The following is a 14,675-nucleotide window of genomic DNA, read 5'->3' on the forward strand; positions in this document are numbered from 1 at the left end:
CATGGCCGGATTCAACGGCGCAAAAGCCGCGTTTTTCCACCTGGACGGTGGTGAAGCGCGGCTTTTGACTTATCTGCGCGACGACTTCCCGCACCTGCCCTGGCCGGGCCACTGGGACCTGCCCGGCGGCGGGCGCGAAGGCGACGAGACCGCCGAGGCCTGCCTGCTGCGCGAGTTCCGGGAGGAATTCGGCCTCACCCTTCCCGCCGCGCGGCTGCTGTACCGGGCGGAATTTCCGCCCATGGCCGGTGGCGACCTGCCGGGGATCTTTTTCGCCGCGGAAATCACCATATCTGAAATCGCCGCGATCCGCTTCGGCAGCGAAGGCCAGTGCTGGGAGATGATGCGGGTCACCGATTACTTCGGCCACCCCCGCGCCATCCCGGCCCTGATCACGCGGCTGCGTCATGTCGCACCGCTGTTTGGAATCAGGCTTTAAACGGCCCCCTGGTCACCGCGTCAGACGCCAAGCCCGCGCATGAAGCCCTGATGCAGGGCGGGCGGCGCGGCGACAACGCCGTCGCTTTGCGGCACTGCGCGATTGAACACCAGATCCGCACCATGGCGGTCGGTGACCCTGCAGCCCGCCGCCGCCGCGATCAGGCTTCCCGCTGCCGCGTCCCATTCCCAGGTCCTGCGCAGCGTCAGCATGGCATCCGCCCGCCCTTCGGCCGCCAGACAGAGCCGGTAGGCCAGAGACGAGCGAAACACCCGTTTCACATCGGGGATGCCGCCTGGCCATTGCGCCGGGTCGAGATTGACCCGGTTGGTCATCACACTGGCCCCGGTCAGCTCCGCGCGCGATGAGGCACGGATCTCGCGGTCGTTGCAAAATGCCCGCCCGCCAAGCCGGGCGCTATAGGTCAGATCGCGGGCGGGCAGATGCACCACCCCCGCCACCACGACCCCGCCGCGCACCAGCGCCAGCGACAGCGCGAATTCCTTCTCTCCGGCGAGAAAAGCACGGGTGCCATCGATCGGATCAACGATAAACACATCCTCATGCCCCAGCCGGGCCAGGTCATCCGGGGTCTCCTCAGAAAGCCAGCCGTAAGAGGGCCGCGCCGCCATCAGCGTCTCGCGCAGGCTGCGGTCGACCGCGAGATCGGCTTCGGAAACCGGGCCGGCATCATCGGGCTTTTCCCAGGCCTCCGGCGCGCGCCGCCAGTAGATCAGCGCAAGCGGCCCCGCGGCCCGTGCGGCGCGTTCCAGCAGATCGAGATCTTCGGCATCCCGGTCAGGCCTCGATTCACGCCCCAAATCACACCCCGGCAATGGTCATTCCGTCGATCAGGATCGAGGGCACCCGGATCGCCAGATGCTGCCGCGCATCATTGGCCTGAACGATTCGCCGCAGCATGTCGCGCAGATTGCCCGCGATGGTGCATTCATGGACCGGATGCGAGAGGCGGCCCTTCTCGACCCACCAGCCCGACGCCCCGCGCGAATAATCGCCCGTGGTCGGGTTGATGGTCGAGCCGATCAGCGAGGTGACCAGCAGCCCCGTCCCCATCTGCGCGATCAGGTCGTCGCGGCTGGCGGTGCCCGGCGTCAGTTCCAGATTGGTCGTGCCCGGCGAGGGCGGCGCCGAAGGCCCGCGCATCGCATTGGCGGTCGGGCGCAGTTTCAGCCGCCGCGCAGTGGCGAGGTCGAGCACCCAGCTTGTCAGCACCCCATCCGCCACGAAATCCTTTGCCGAGGTCGCCAGCCCTTCGGCGTCAAAAATCCGCGAGGAAGACCCGCGTTTGCGCAGCGGGTCTTCGCGCAGGCTGACCCCCGCCGGCAGCACCGGCTGATCCAGCAGATCGCGCGCCCAGGAGGCGCCGCGCGCTACGGCCTCGCCATTGATCGCGCCCAGCAGATGGCCGATCAGCGAAGAGGCGATCCTCTCATCATACAGAACCGGGAAAGTGCCGGTCGGCGGTTTGACCGCGCCGAGCCGTTGCAGCGCCCGTTCTGCCGCGAGCCTGCCGATCCCGGCGCCATCGGGCAGGTCAGTGGCCCAGGGCCGCGCCTCTCCGGCGTAATCGCGCTCCATCGCGGTGCCAGAGCCGCAAAAGGCCACAACCGACCGGCTGTGACCGCTGCGGCCATAGCCGCCGGCAAAGCCATTCGACTGCGCAAGATGCAGGGCGCGGCGCGAAAAGGTGGCCGAGGCTTCGGCCTGGGTGATGCCCTCTGCTTCAAGCGCGGCCGCTTCGAGCCCGCGCGCTGCAGCCTCCAGCGCCGCCGCATCCGGGTCGGCACCGCCATCTTCCAGCTCGAGCCCCGAGGAATCGCGCAGCGCGGCCAGGTCACCAGGATCCGCAAGCCCTGTCGCCGCATCCTCCGGGGCCTCACGCGCCATGGCAACGGCGCGTTCCGCCAGTGCTGCAATCGTCACTGCGGAAATATCAGAGGCCGAGACACAGGCCTGGCGCTGGCCGATCAGCACCCGAAGCCCGATATCGGTGCCTTCGGCGCGTTCGGCCTGTTCCAGCTGGCCCTGACGGATATCGACCGAAAGCGCCGTGCCGCGCACTGCAAGCGCATCGGCCTGGTCGGCCCCGGCGGCGCGGGCGGCTTTCAGAAGTTCATGGGTCAGTTCGGCAAGATCGGGCGCGGACATGCGTTATCCTTTGTGGGGCAAGGCAGAGGTAATCTGCCCCGCCCCCTGGCGCAAGGGCTGGCCCCGGCGCGGCGGCAGGGCAAACCCCGGCGGTTTCAGCGGATTTTGACCCCGTTGAGGAACAGGCCCTTCTCGCGGAAATCGACCTCGGTATTCAGCGTATCCGGCGCTTCACCGGCGCGCCCCACCATCATAAGTGCTGCCCGCGCGCCCTGGACATCTTCGGCGCTGATCTGACCGGCCTTCGCCATCAGGTCGATCAGCCCATAAGCGCCCGTGGTCAGGATCGAGACACGGCCCGAGGGCAGCGGCAATCCGTCAAACGTAGCCAGATCCGAGAAATCAAAGCCCAGCCCGCCCTGGCCGGTCGACAGAACCCCAAGGCCCGCGAGTTTCATCTCGTTGATCTTAAAGCTGAACTCGGTAAAGGGCTGACCGGCGTCGACCGGATTCCAGCCGGGTTTCAGCATCTCTGGCTGCACGCCGTAACGGCCACCCAGATCCAGCGCGAGGGTCAGCGGCTCATGCGGCAGCTCGGTGCCATTGCTGATCAGATGCCACATCTCATCCGACATGGTGATGTCACGCATCACATAGGCCGCCGACCAGTCCTGCGGTTTGGTCAGCCCGTTCAGCCCTGCCTCAAGGCCGATCCGGTATTCGCCTATTCCGTAGCTCATGCTGTCCGCCGGAAAATCGGGAATATCGCCGGTCAGCAGGAACCGCGTTCCCTTCAGCACCGTGGAATAGCCGATCTTCGTCGCATCAATCCCGAGCGCGAGATCCAGCGTGGCAAAGCCGATATCCCAGGTCGTCGGCGTGGTCGCGGTTCCGGCGGTGATTTCGGTCACGTCACCGGTGAATTCCGCATCCCCCAGCGAAAGGCTGACCTTGCCGCGCATCCCGGCATCGAGCAGCGCAAGCCAGGCCGCAACCGGGAAATCGCCGCGCGCCATCGCCGCCTCGGCCTCCTGAACCGCCGGCGAATTGACCGGCATCGCGCCGGAAAAGCCCGCCGAGGATTTGCCCAGCCGGGCCACCATCTCGGCACTGCCCGAGGCGTTTTTGCCCACCGCGGCCCGCGCATTCAGCGTGTCAAAAGACACCGCCGCATCAATCAGCGGCACATCCGTCGCGAGATCCTGCAGATAGCGCAGGACAAAGCTGTCCAGCACGACACTGGCGGTCACCACGCCCTTTTCGGGCGGGATCGCCGGCACGAAGCGGTCAAGTGTCAGCGTCATCGTCGGCGCCGCCGCCTGGAATTCGGCACGCTCGCCCAGCCCCTGCACCACAAGGCTCAGATCCGGCGCATCGACGGTGATGAACACCTTTTCTGGCCCGGGCTCCGCCCCGGTTTCATCGGCAGGCGCGTCGGGCAGTTCGAACATCAGCGGAAACCGGTCGGGCAGGATCACCGCCACCGAACCATCGGCCTGGTTGACCAGCTTCATCACTTCGAGCTGGAGCATCCCCGCCTCGTCGCCCATGTCGAGCCGCAGATCCTGGAGCACAAGCTGGTTGCCCTCGCGGTTTTCACTGGCGCTGAGGCTGCCGCCCGCCAGGGCAACGCCATCCTGCCAGGCCGCCCAGAGTTCCTGAGCGGTCACGCCCTGGGCCCAGGCCGCCGGCGGAAGAGCGGTCATCACGACCAGGGAACCGGCAAGGACGGCAGAGTTGCGCAACAAAGAAGACATGTCAGGAGTTTCCAAAGGACGAAGAGAGTGTTCCGGAAGGCGGGCTCCCGGGCGGCGTAAGAGGTTACAAAAGTTGCTGGCCGTTGACGAAGAGGCCCTTGTTGCGGAACACGATTTCAGTGGTCAGCTGATCGGGCCCGGCGCCTGGGCGGGTGAACATGGCCATCGCCATGCGGATGCCGTTCAGGTCATTGGCGCTGACAATCCCCAGGGCCACGAGTTTGTCGAGAAGCGCCGACAGCCCCGCCAGGCTGACCGTGATCCTGCCATCGGGCGCCGGGAAGCCCTGGAAGGTCGTGGTGTCGCTATTGTCAAAACTCAGCGCGCCACTGGCATCAAGTTGCGCGCCAAACAGCTTTGCAAACCCCTGCTTCAGGTCGATCTGATCGATGCGGGCCAGCGGCACGCTGGCGGAAGGGTCCTGCTTCGGCCCCGGCACCAGGAAATCCTGCAACCAGGCGCCCTTGCCGGTCAGGTCCACGATCAGCGTCGCCGGGTCTCGCGACAGTTGCGTGCCCGGGTCCGCAAGGCCCCAGACATAATCCGAGACCGTCACATCAACGAGGCGGCTCAGAAAGCTGAAATCCTGCGAAACCCCGTCATTGGCGAGCGGCATTCCCATCCGCAGCGTCACTTCGGTAAAAGCCCCGCCCAGATCGGTCAGCCCGGAAGACGGCAGCTCCGCCCGGACATCGCCCCCCAAAAGTGAGAGCCCGTAATCAAAGCGGGCGGCATCAAAGAGCAGCCCCAGATCCCCGCCATCGAGTTTCGCGGTAAAGCTTCCTTTGGCCGCGCCGGTATTGTCGGTCTCGTTGAACTGCGCCGTCACCGCCCCGAATTCAAGCTTGCTGTCAAAGGCCAGCCCCTCGGCCAAAGCCGTTCGGATATCGACCAGCCTGTCAGCCGGCAGAACCGCACCGCTGAAAGTTGATTTCGCGCTCGCAAGGGTCATGGTTCCCGAAAAGCCCGCCGCCCTCTCTTCCGCCGGGCCTGTCTTTTTCCCCGAGACGGTCAGCACCATCGGCCCCAGGGCCATTTCGGACTGAACCCTGACCGCCCCGCCGGGCTGCCGCATCTGCAGGCACGTGCCGGACAGCTGTTCGCCGGTCAGCACCCCCTGCACGTCATGCAGCTCAACGGCCTCATTGCGCAATTCGATCAGCTTCGCCTCGAAGCCGGCGATGGTGTAATCATAGGTGATCGCATCCACCGTGCCCGACGCAATGGTTTCGGCCCCGGTCTGGCGGATCTCGACCCTGAAGCCGCGGGCGTCATCCGAATTGAGTTGCGCCCTGTAATCAACGCGGAACATATCTGACATGGTCATCGCGACCGTACCGTCACTGCGGCCGGTCAGGGTCAGCCGGTCAATCTGCATCTGCACATTTGCAGTGCCATCAAGGTCACCCGAAAGCGTGCCGATCCCGCTGATCACCAGCGCATCGCCCTCGCGGGTCTCGGATCTGGTGGTGACCGATCCACCGCTCGCGGTCACGCCGGCCTTCCAGCTGTCCCAGACCTCTTCCGGGGTCAGCGCCCAGGCCGCCTGAGACGGAAGAACAAGCGCCAGCACTGTTGCCGCAGAAATAGTCCAGCGCTTCATCCTCAACCCCGACGCGGAAATCACTGCCATATCGTCGGCCCTGGCCCGGGGCGCGTCAAGTGGAGGTTGACATAGCTTGACTGCGATTCGATTGACATTTTCGACAGTCGCGCAAAGCAGACAGCCAGGGAGGAACGTGATGATTGCAACCGAAGACCAGGGCGCGCTGCGGATCATCCGCCTGAGCCGCGCCGACAAGGCTAATGCGCTGACCCGCGAGATGCTGGATGCCGTGGCGCTGGCAGCAGAAACCGCCTGGGAGGCGGGCGTGAAAGCCCTGGTCCTGACCGGCGAGGGGCGCGTCTTTTCCGCCGGTGCCGATCTTGAGGCGATGGGCCAGGGGCTGGGCCGTGATCCGGCCTGGGAGCGGGCGTCGGGCGCGATTGCCAATTTCCCCGGCCTGTCGGTTGCGGCGCTGAACGGCACGCTGGCGGGCGGCGCCTTTGGCATCGCGCTGGCCTGTGATCTGCGCATTGCCGTTCCCGGGGCGAATTTCTTCTACCCGGTGATGCGGCTTGGCCATCTGCCGCAGCCCTCGGACCCCGGACGGCTGATCGCGCTGATCGGCCCGGCGCGGGCGCGGATGATCCTGATGGCCGGCGCGAAGATCGGCGCGGAAGAGGCGCTGTCCTGGGGGCTGATCGACCGCATCAGCCCGGCGGAACACCTGATGGAGACCGCCACCGAGCTTGCGAAAGATGCGCTTGCCGCACCAGCCGGTCATCTTGAGACCATCGCCCGTATGACGCGCTGAAAAGCGCTCAGCGCCCCCCGGCCCGATCGGTCACCTCCGAAGGATAGGGCACGCTGGTGATCTCTCCGATGATCGCCAGCGCCCCGGTGATCAGTGCCCGGATACCGTCGCGGTGTTCGGGATCGATCCCCTCCGCGCCCTCGCCCCCGGATCCGCCAGTTTGCAGCCGGTCAGACTGAAGGCGGCCAGACTGAAGGCGCCCGGCCGGAGAGCCCCTCGCGGGCAGAACGGTATCTGCCACCGCCACGCAGTGAAAGGCGATGGTCAGCATCAGCCAGCGCGCCTGGGCAAAGCTCAGGCCGCGCGTCCCGGCCAGCTCCTCCTGATGCGCCACGATCTTTTCTGTCATTTCGCGCGTGATCATGTCGCCCCGCAAAAGCCAGGGTGCAATGCCGGGATGGGCCTCGACCAGGCGCCAGATCGAAGTCGCGAAATCCCAGAGCCATGTAGCCAGCGGCACCTCGGGGCCAGGGCGCGGGAACTCCCATCGCAGGAAGGCGGCCTCGGCCACAAGGCTGCGCAGGTCCGCAAGGCCCCGCACATGTTTATACAACCCCATATGGCTGACCCCGAGCCGGGCCGCGACCCCCACGATTGTCAGATCATTCAGCCCGATGGCGATGCCCGCATCGGCGATCCTGTCGCGGGTGATGGTTGCCGGTCGGCCCCTGGCGGGCGGGGATGGGCTGAGACTCATGGCTTTCCCTTTTGCGGCGGCTCCGGCTTCCGGCACTGCCGAAGCTTTGGGAGCGTAACGCATAATCATAATTTATCCAATATATTCTATAGCTTGTCGCAAGCTGTCGCGAGAAGTTGACGGTTTTGGTCAATTAGCTTATAGGGCTGCAACTAAATTTAGTTTAGCATCATGCAACTAAATTCCGCAGGGACAATGACCATGAACCAGCCTGACCCGCATTCTGACGTGCTTTCCCGGCCCATCGGGCGCATCGCTCCCTTTTCGCCCCGACACCGCCGGGGCAGCAGAACGCTGCTGCTGACGTCGATGCTGACCGGGTTCGCGCTTTTGCCGATGTTTGGCCTGCCCGCCTCCGCCCAGGCCGTGACCCAGGACGAAGAGTCCGCAAAGCAAGACGGCGCAGTCGCGCTTGGCACCATCATCCTGCAAGGCGGCGGCACGCCCGCGCCCTATGCCGGAGGTCAGGTTGCGACGGGCAGCGCGGTGGGCCTTCTGGGCAATAAGGACGTGCTCGATACGCCATACAGCACCATCGCCTATACCGAAGACTTTGTGCAGAACCGCGAGGCCCAGGATGTCGGCGCGGTGATTGGCGCGACCGACCCTTCGGTCTATGTGCCCAACAAACGTAATATTTTCGAGACCTATACGATCCGGGGCTTTTCCGGATCGGCCGATGATCTGACCTTCGGCGGGCTGATCGGCATGGCGCCGAATATGCGCGGCACGACCGAGATGGCCGAGCGGGTGGAAGTCCTGAAAGGCCCTTCGACCTTTCTTTACGGCATGCCCCCGGGCGGCAGTGTCGGCGGTGCGGTGGCGTTGCAACCCAAACGCGCGGGCGATGCACCCCTGACCCGCCTCACCTCGACCTACAGCTCTGACAGCCTTTACGGAGTTCATGCCGATATCGGCCGCCGCTTTGGCGCGAATAAGGAATGGGGCATCCGGGTCAATGCGGTCTCGCGCGATGGCGACACGGCGGTCGATGGCGAGAAGCACGGGATGAATATGGGCGCGCTCGCGCTGGACTGGCGTGGCGACCGCGCCCGGGTCTCGCTGGATTATTACAATATCCGCGAGAAGATGCGCGGCATCAACTATTTCGGCGTCTCGGCCGGGGCGGCCGTCACCGTGCTGCCCGCGCCACGCGACGGGTCGAACACCCTCGCCGCGCCCTGGGCGTTCAACACCAATTCGACCGAGACCGTCCTCCTGCGCACCGAGATCGATCTGACGGACAGCATCACTGCCTGGGCGGCTTATGGCCATAAATCGGGCGGCTATGACGCGCTGATCACCTCGAGCCAGATCACCAGCAATGCCGGCGCGCTTTCGGTCAGCGGTGTGCGGTCGCAACGCCAGGGCAGCCAGGACTCCGGCGAGGCCGGGATCCGCGGCAGCTTTTTCACCGGATCGGTCGGCCATGACTGGGTCGTGACCGCAACCAGCTACGATTCCTCCAACACCTTCAAGGACCGCCGTTTCGCGGTCGGCTCGGTCACCAGTATCGACAATCCCGACTGGGGTAACGCGCCGGATCTGACCGCCTATAATGCCAGCGGCCCGACCTCGATCATGGATCTGAAACTGACCAGCCTCGGCCTGTCGGATACGCTGAAATTCATGGATGACCGGCTGCAGGTGACGCTGGGTCTGCGCTATCAGACGGTGAAAAGCGCGAGCACCGCGATCAGCGCCACGGGCGTCCATACTCCGGGTGCACGCTACGATTCCAGCAAGACCTCGCCCGCCATCGCCTTGGTCTGGAAGGCCAGCGATCAGCTGTCCTTCTACGGCAATTACATCGAGGGGCTGAGCGCCGGTCAGGCCGCGCCTGCCACCGCCATGAATGCGGGCGAGGTGCTGCCACCCTATCAGACCAAACAGGTTGAGATCGGCGCGAAATGGGATCTGGGCCGCCTGACCACCACAGTCGCACTGTTCCAGATCGAAAAGCCCAGCGCCTATCTTGATCCGGTGACGCTGATCTATGGCACCTTTGGCGAGCAGCGCAATCGCGGGATCGAGCTGAATGCGTTCGGCGAGGTCCAGAACGGGCTGCGGCTCATCGGAGGGGTATCTTACACCGACGCCAAGGTGACGAAAGCCAGCACCACGGCCACCACCGGCAAGACTGCGGCAGGCACGCCTGCGGTCATGGCCAAGCTTGGGGTGGAATATGACCTGCCCTCGCTTCCCGGCCTGACGCTGAACGCCAATGTGAACCATACCGGCAAGCGGTATGCCAATAATACAAACACGCTGTCGCTGCCTTCGTTCACCGTGCTCGATATCGGCGCGCGCTATGAGACCGAATTGCAGGGCAACCCGCTGACGCTGCGCGCCACGGTGCAAAACGTCACAAACGAGGCCTATTGGGCCGGCGGCAGCCTCGCGGGCGGCTATGGCGCCCCGCGCACGGTGCTGTTGTCGGCCTCGGTCGATTTCTGACCGGAGCTGTGCTGACCCATCCGCCCCCGCAACCGCCTCCGGGCAGTGCGGGGGGCTTTCCTCCCGTTCCCCCATCGGCCTGACCAGATGACGCGCCTTGCGCTGCCCCTGATATTCCTTGCGCTCTGCCTCGCCTCCGTTCTGACCGGGGTGAGCCGCATGAGCCTCGCTTCCCTCTGGACCTTCGAGGCCGGGGCCTGGCTCACCCTGACCGCAAGCCGGCTGCCGCGTCTTGCGGCGGTGGTGCTCAGCGGCGCCGGGCTGGCGGTTTGTGGTATCATCCTTCAGCAGATCCTCAGAAACCGATTTGTCGAACCCGCCACCACCGGCGGGCTGGAAGCCGCGAAACTCGGGATCCTTGTCGCGATCACTCTGGTGCCGGGCCCTGGCCAGGTCAGTCGCATGGCACTGGCGATGGTGTTCTGCCTGGCCGCGAGCCTGATCTTCGTCGCAATCATCAGCCGCATCCGGTTCCGTGACACGGTTTTCGTGCCGGTTGCCGGCCTGATCTACGGCGCAGTGCTTGGGGCCATCGCCGAATTCTACGCCTGGTCGCATAACATCCTGCAAGACATGCAGGGCTGGATGCTGGGCGACTTCTCGCGGATCGTGCAGGGAAATTACGAGATCATCTGGCTGATCCTGCCGGTCGTCCTGGTGACCTATGCCTTTGTCCGCCGCTTCACCCTTCTGGGGATGGGCGAGGAAACGGCGACCAGCCTCGGCCTGAGCTATGGCGCGATGGTGGCGCTTGGCCTCGTACTGGTTTCGGCCACAGTGGCGGCGACAGTGATCGCTGCCGGAACCATTCCTTTTGTCGGGCTTGTGATCCCGAACCTCGTGCGGCTGACCCATGGCGACAATCTCGCACGGACCCTGCCGCTGGTTGCAACCGGCGGCGCCACATTGCTGCTGGCCTGCGACCTGATCGGGCGCGTGGTGATCTGGCCCTATGAAGTGCCGGTCGGACTGACCGTCGGCGGGATCGGCGGGCTGATCTTTCTCGCTTTGATCCTTCGGAGGGGAAAATGATCCGCCCCCTTGCGATCACCGCAGCGCTGATTGCTCTGGCGGCGCTTTATGTGGCTTTGGGGACGGGCCCTGATTTCGGCTATGTCATCCCGCGCCGCCTGATCAAACTGGCCGCAATGGTGACCGGCGGCGTCGCGGTTGCCCTGGCCTCGATCACCTTCCAGACCCTTGCCGGCAATCGCATCCTGACCCCCGCCGTCATGGGCTATGAGGCGGTCTGTCTGATGATGCAGGCGCTGCTGGTTCTGATCCTCGGCACCGGGAGCCTGGTGCTCTGGGGGGGGCAGGGATCGATCCTGATCACGCTGGCGGCCATGCTGGCCTGGTCTTTCCTGCTGCATCACTGGCTGTTTCGCCGCGCGGGGGGCGATGTCTGGTTCCTGATGCTGGTGGGGATCGTGCTGACCATGGTGATTTCCACCTTCACCCAGTTCATCCAGCTGCGTATCAGCCCGGGCGAATTTGCGGTTTTTCAGGGGTTTGCCCAGGTCTCTTTCGAACGGGTGGATACCACGCGTCTGATCGTCTCCACCGGTGCCGTGACCCTTGTCGCGATGCTGATCTGGCGCCGGGTTCCGGTGCTGGATGTGATGGCTCTGGGCCGCGATCAGGCGATGTCTCTGGGCGTCGCCCACGCGCGCGAGACCCGCCATCTTCTGGCGCTGATCGCGGTTCTGGTGGCGATATCCGTCAGCCTGATCGGCCCCACCGCGTTCATGGGGATCTTCGTTGCCAATGCCGCCCGCGCGATGGCGTCCGGTCCCGGCCACCGCCAGACGCTGCCGGTTGGTGCGGCTGTGGCCATCGGGCTTTTCCTGATGGCCGAGCTGGCAGCAGCGCAGGTCTTCGACCACCGCACCACAGTCGGCATCCTGATCAACCTCACCTGCGGCGCCTGGTTCCTGCTTTTGATGCTGCGCCGCCGGAGCTTTGCATGAGCCCGGACACCGCCATGATCACCACCACTGACCTCTCGATGAAACATGGCAACCGCCTTGTGCTGTCAGGCCTGACGACAGCGTTCCCCCAGGGAAGGCTGAGTGCGATCATCGGCCCGAACGGCGCCGGGAAGTCGACGCTTCTGATGCTGATGGCCCGCCTCGCAAGTCCTTCCGGCGGCAGGGTCACCGTCGCGGGGCAGGATATCGCCACGATCCCACCTGCAGCATTCGCCCGCCAGGTTGCGACCCTGCGCCAGTCGCCCGGCGTCGATCTGCGCCTGACGGTCGGGGATCTGGTCGCCTTTGGCCGCTTCCCCTATAGCCGGGGCCGCCTGGATGCCGCCGACCGCCGCGCGATTGACGACGCCATTGCGCGGCTCGCGCTCGACCCATTGCGCGACACGCTGATCGACGAACTGAGCGGCGGCCAGCGCCAGATGGCTTTTCTCGCCATGACAATCGCCCAGGACACACCCTGCCTTTTGCTCGACGAGCCGCTGAACAATCTCGATATCCGCCATGCCGCCGGCATCATGCGCGCGCTGCGTGACCTTTGCGCGGATCGTGGCCGCAGCGTGATCGCGGTGGTCCATGACATCAATTTCGCCGCCAACAGCGCCGACCATATCCTCGCCTTGAAATCCGGGCGGCTGCATTCCGCAGGCCCGGTCGATCAGGTCATCACCGAGCCCAATCTGCAAGACCTCTACGGTCTCGATTTCCGGATCCTGCCACGACCACAGGGACGGATCTGCGACTATTTCACCCCGAAAGGAGAACCGGCATGACCCGTTCCAATCCTCTCAGCCGCTGGCTTGTTCTGTTGGCTGCCAGCTGCCTGCTTGCGCCCTCCGCCGCACCCGCCGAAACGAAACCGCAAGTGGACTTGCCGGTAACGATCGAGCACGCGCTCGGGACCACCGTGATTGACAGCCGCCCGGACCGCGTTGTGGCCCTGGATATGAACGAGCTGGATTTCCTCGACCGGCTTGGCGTACCGGTGATTGGCACCGCCAAGGATTTCGTGCCGCATTTCCTTGCGAAGTACCGCGATGATCCTGCGGTGGCCGATATTGGCATGATCGTGCAGCCCAATGTCGAGAAGGTCCATGCCCTGCACCCCGATCTGATCCTGATGACCTCGCTCCAGGCCGCGCATTACCCCGAGATGAGCAGCTTTGCCCCGGTGATCCATTACGATGTCGATTACCGCGACAGCAGTTCGGGTCATATCCAGGTGGTCGGGGACCATTTCCTGACGCTGGCGCGGATCTTTGGCAAAGAGGATCTGGCAAAGGCTGAGATTGCCGCGCTGGAGGATAAGATCACCACGCTCCGCAGCCTGACCGAAGGCCGCCCGGAGCGCGCGCTGCTGGTCTTGCATAACAATGGCGGCTTTTCGGCCTTCGGAATGAAATCGCGTTATGGCTTTGTTTTTGATGCCTTTGGGGTGAAGGCGGCAAATGAGGCGACCGAGACCGGGCTGCATGGCCAGCCCGTCACCAGCGAATTCATTCAGGCCACCAACCCCGATATTATCTATGTCATCGACCGCACCGCTGTGATGGAACACCGCCCGGTGCTGGATGCCGCCACCATCGAAAACCCGCTTTTGCGCGAGACCACGGCCTGGAAGGCGGGCAAGGTGATCTTTGTCGACCCCGAGGCCTGGTACACCACCGCTGCCAGCATCACCCCGCTTGAGATCATCATCGACGATATCCGCAAGGGCTATGAGTAACGGCCTGCCCCGCGCAGCCTGCGACCGGATGCATGTGGCCCTTGCCATGCGTTCCCCGGGCTGCAAAATCCCTGATGTCGCTTTCCCTGCGAAAAGGAACCGGTTCGATGCTGCAAAAACCCGTCGCACAGGGCCTGTACGAAATCGTCCACTCCGCCCGCCAGGGCGCGGTATTTGTCGCCTCGGCCGGGGGGCGTGGCGAGGGCGGTCCGCCGGCGCAGATCCTGAAACTCGACCCAAACTCGCTGGAGCCACTGGTCCGGATCGCTCTGCCGGGCAAAGGCTTTGGCCTTGCGCTCGATGATACGTCGGACCGGCTTTACATCACAGACGCGACCGATGCCTCGGTCACCGTGGTCGATACCGCGACGGGCGCGGTGACGGGCCAGGTGCGGCTGGCAGAGAAGACAACCGATGACGAGGGGCGCGCAGGCTTTCCCTTCCATTGCCGTGAACTGGCACTGGATACGATCGCGGGCAGGCTTTACGCGCCCTGTCATTCGATGCAGGACAGCGTACTTTGCGTGATCGACACGGCCCGGCTTGAGGTCGAAACCCGGCTGACCGGTTTCGGCTTTGTCGCGACCGGCATCGCGACTGACCCGTCGCGCCAGCGGCTCTTCATCTCGAATGCCGAGGGCCAGGTGATCACTGTCGCGACCGACTTGCCGCAGATCACCAGGACTGTGGCGACGCCGGGGGATCAGCTGATGAACATCGCGCTGGATCCGGTGGGGGGCAGGATTTTCGCGACCGATCAGGGGCATGAGTTCTTTGAAACCCTCTGGGCGCGGCACCTGCCGGGCTACAGCCGCAAGGGTTCTGGAAACCAGCTTCTGGTTCTCGACGCCGCGAGCGGCGCGGCGATCCGGCGGATCCCGACCGGCCCAGGCCCGCTTGCAGTGCTTTATGACCCGCGCCGGCAGCTGATCTGCGTCACCGAACGCAGCGGTGCGGCGGTCAGCCTGTTCGACAGCGAAAGCTATGCGCTGAAAGACCGGATCACGCTTGAGGGGCACCCGAACAGCCTCGCCCTCGATGACCGGAACGGCATTCTTTATGTGACTGCCAAACAGGGCGATACCGGTACAGCGGGTGCCCCCGACCTGGTGGCGCGCATCGCGCTGTAATTCCCCCTGCCCTTG

Annotated in this window: 13 protein-coding genes; 8 read left to right on the forward strand and 5 right to left on the reverse strand. The window is 64.7% G+C overall.

Annotated elements, in window-relative coordinates; all coding sequences use genetic code 11:
- Nucleotide 1: 1 nt before the first annotated feature.
- Nucleotides 2-439, forward strand: coding sequence for an NUDIX domain-containing protein (locus BLW25_RS13290; RefSeq protein WP_092899791.1), 438 nt, complete (start codon nt 2-4; stop codon nt 437-439).
- Nucleotides 440-459: 20 nt separating this feature from the next.
- Here the strand turns inward: BLW25_RS13290 and BLW25_RS13295 are convergent, their stop codons facing one another.
- The 4 genes from BLW25_RS13295 to BLW25_RS13310 form a co-directional block, all read right to left on the reverse strand.
- Nucleotides 460-1,260 (reverse strand): 3'(2'),5'-bisphosphate nucleotidase CysQ, encoded by an 801-nt coding sequence (locus BLW25_RS13295; protein WP_092899793.1) that lies wholly within the window; start codon nt 1,258-1,260, stop codon nt 460-462.
- 1 nt (nt 1,261) lies between these two features.
- Nucleotides 1,262-2,608 carry a TldD/PmbA family protein gene (locus BLW25_RS13300; protein ID WP_092899795.1) on the reverse strand — a complete coding sequence of 449 codons (1,347 nt, stop codon included), beginning with the start codon at nt 2,606-2,608 and terminating at the stop codon, nt 1,262-1,264.
- A gap of 95 nt (nt 2,609-2,703) precedes the next feature.
- Nucleotides 2,704-4,305 (reverse strand): DUF2125 domain-containing protein, encoded by a 1,602-nt coding sequence (locus tag BLW25_RS13305; RefSeq protein ID WP_092899797.1) that lies wholly within the window; start codon nt 4,303-4,305, stop codon nt 2,704-2,706.
- Between the two features lie 64 nt (nt 4,306-4,369).
- Nucleotides 4,370-5,908 (reverse strand): DUF2125 domain-containing protein, encoded by a 1,539-nt coding sequence (locus BLW25_RS13310; RefSeq protein ID WP_171909555.1) that lies wholly within the window; start codon nt 5,906-5,908, stop codon nt 4,370-4,372.
- Between the two features lie 139 nt (nt 5,909-6,047).
- Between BLW25_RS13310 and BLW25_RS13315 the strand changes: the two genes are divergently transcribed.
- Nucleotides 6,048-6,662: an enoyl-CoA hydratase/isomerase family protein gene (locus BLW25_RS13315; protein ID WP_092899801.1), complete on the forward strand. Its 615-nt coding sequence runs from the start codon at nt 6,048-6,050 to the stop codon at nt 6,660-6,662.
- A 7-nt stretch (nt 6,663-6,669) separates the two neighbouring features.
- Here the strand turns inward: BLW25_RS13315 and BLW25_RS13320 are convergent, their stop codons facing one another.
- Nucleotides 6,670-7,359, reverse strand: a complete 690-nt coding sequence (locus BLW25_RS13320) for a TetR/AcrR family transcriptional regulator (protein WP_092899803.1) — start codon at nt 7,357-7,359, stop codon at nt 6,670-6,672.
- A 201-nt stretch (nt 7,360-7,560) separates the two neighbouring features.
- Between BLW25_RS13320 and BLW25_RS13325 the strand changes: the two genes are divergently transcribed.
- From BLW25_RS13325 to BLW25_RS13350, 6 genes are all read left to right on the forward strand, one after another.
- On the forward strand, nt 7,561-9,816 hold the full coding sequence (locus tag BLW25_RS13325) for a TonB-dependent receptor (RefSeq protein ID WP_092899805.1): 2,256 nt from the start codon (nt 7,561-7,563) through the stop codon (nt 9,814-9,816).
- A gap of 87 nt (nt 9,817-9,903) precedes the next feature.
- Nucleotides 9,904-10,848, forward strand: coding sequence for an ABC transporter permease (locus BLW25_RS13330; RefSeq protein WP_092899807.1), 945 nt, complete (start codon nt 9,904-9,906; stop codon nt 10,846-10,848).
- Nucleotides 10,845-11,786 carry an iron chelate uptake ABC transporter family permease subunit gene (locus tag BLW25_RS13335; protein ID WP_092899809.1) on the forward strand — a complete coding sequence of 314 codons (942 nt, stop codon included), beginning with the start codon at nt 10,845-10,847 and terminating at the stop codon, nt 11,784-11,786. Before BLW25_RS13330 ends, BLW25_RS13335 begins: the two co-directional genes overlap by 4 nt.
- Nucleotides 11,783-12,577: an iron ABC transporter ATP-binding protein gene (locus tag BLW25_RS13340; RefSeq protein ID WP_290438689.1), complete on the forward strand. Its 795-nt coding sequence runs from the start codon at nt 11,783-11,785 to the stop codon at nt 12,575-12,577. The genes BLW25_RS13335 and BLW25_RS13340 overlap by 4 nt, the downstream gene beginning before the upstream one ends.
- The gene (locus BLW25_RS13345) at nt 12,574-13,530 is read left to right on the forward strand and encodes a siderophore ABC transporter substrate-binding protein (protein ID WP_092899811.1); all 957 of its coding nucleotides are present in this window, start codon (nt 12,574-12,576) and stop codon (nt 13,528-13,530) included. Before BLW25_RS13340 ends, BLW25_RS13345 begins: the two co-directional genes overlap by 4 nt.
- 107 nt (nt 13,531-13,637) lie before the next feature.
- Complete coding sequence (locus BLW25_RS13350) at nt 13,638-14,660, forward strand: YncE family protein (RefSeq protein WP_092899813.1); 1,023 nt, start codon at nt 13,638-13,640, stop codon at nt 14,658-14,660.
- Nucleotides 14,661-14,675: the final 15 nt, after the last annotated feature.

Source organism: Rhodobacter sp. 24-YEA-8 (assembly GCF_900105075.1).
Taxonomy (GTDB): Bacteria; Pseudomonadota; Alphaproteobacteria; order Rhodobacterales; family Rhodobacteraceae; genus Pseudogemmobacter.

Excerpts from the sequence above, each read along its gene's own strand:
- BLW25_RS13290 (WP_092899791.1), top strand. The coding sequence starts at position 2 with ATGGCCGGATTCAACGGCGCAAAAGCCGCGTTTTTCCACCTGGACGGT.
- BLW25_RS13300 (WP_092899795.1), bottom strand. The coding sequence starts at position 2,608 with ATGTCCGCGCCCGATCTTGCCGAACTGACCCATGAACTTCTGAAAGCC.
- BLW25_RS13305 (WP_092899797.1), bottom strand. The coding sequence starts at position 4,305 with ATGTCTTCTTTGTTGCGCAACTCTGCCGTCCTTGCCGGTTCCCTGGTC.
- BLW25_RS13310 (WP_171909555.1), bottom strand. The coding sequence starts at position 5,908 with ATGAAGCGCTGGACTATTTCTGCGGCAACAGTGCTGGCGCTTGTTCTT.
- BLW25_RS13315 (WP_092899801.1), top strand. The coding sequence starts at position 6,048 with ATGATTGCAACCGAAGACCAGGGCGCGCTGCGGATCATCCGCCTGAGC.
- BLW25_RS13320 (WP_092899803.1), bottom strand. The coding sequence starts at position 7,359 with ATGAGTCTCAGCCCATCCCCGCCCGCCAGGGGCCGACCGGCAACCATC.
- BLW25_RS13325 (WP_092899805.1), top strand. The coding sequence starts at position 7,561 with ATGAACCAGCCTGACCCGCATTCTGACGTGCTTTCCCGGCCCATCGGG.
- BLW25_RS13330 (WP_092899807.1), top strand. The coding sequence starts at position 9,904 with ATGACGCGCCTTGCGCTGCCCCTGATATTCCTTGCGCTCTGCCTCGCC.
- BLW25_RS13335 (WP_092899809.1), top strand. The coding sequence starts at position 10,845 with ATGATCCGCCCCCTTGCGATCACCGCAGCGCTGATTGCTCTGGCGGCG.
- BLW25_RS13340 (WP_290438689.1), top strand. The coding sequence starts at position 11,783 with ATGAGCCCGGACACCGCCATGATCACCACCACTGACCTCTCGATGAAA.
- BLW25_RS13345 (WP_092899811.1), top strand. The coding sequence starts at position 12,574 with ATGACCCGTTCCAATCCTCTCAGCCGCTGGCTTGTTCTGTTGGCTGCC.
- BLW25_RS13350 (WP_092899813.1), top strand. The coding sequence starts at position 13,638 with ATGCTGCAAAAACCCGTCGCACAGGGCCTGTACGAAATCGTCCACTCC.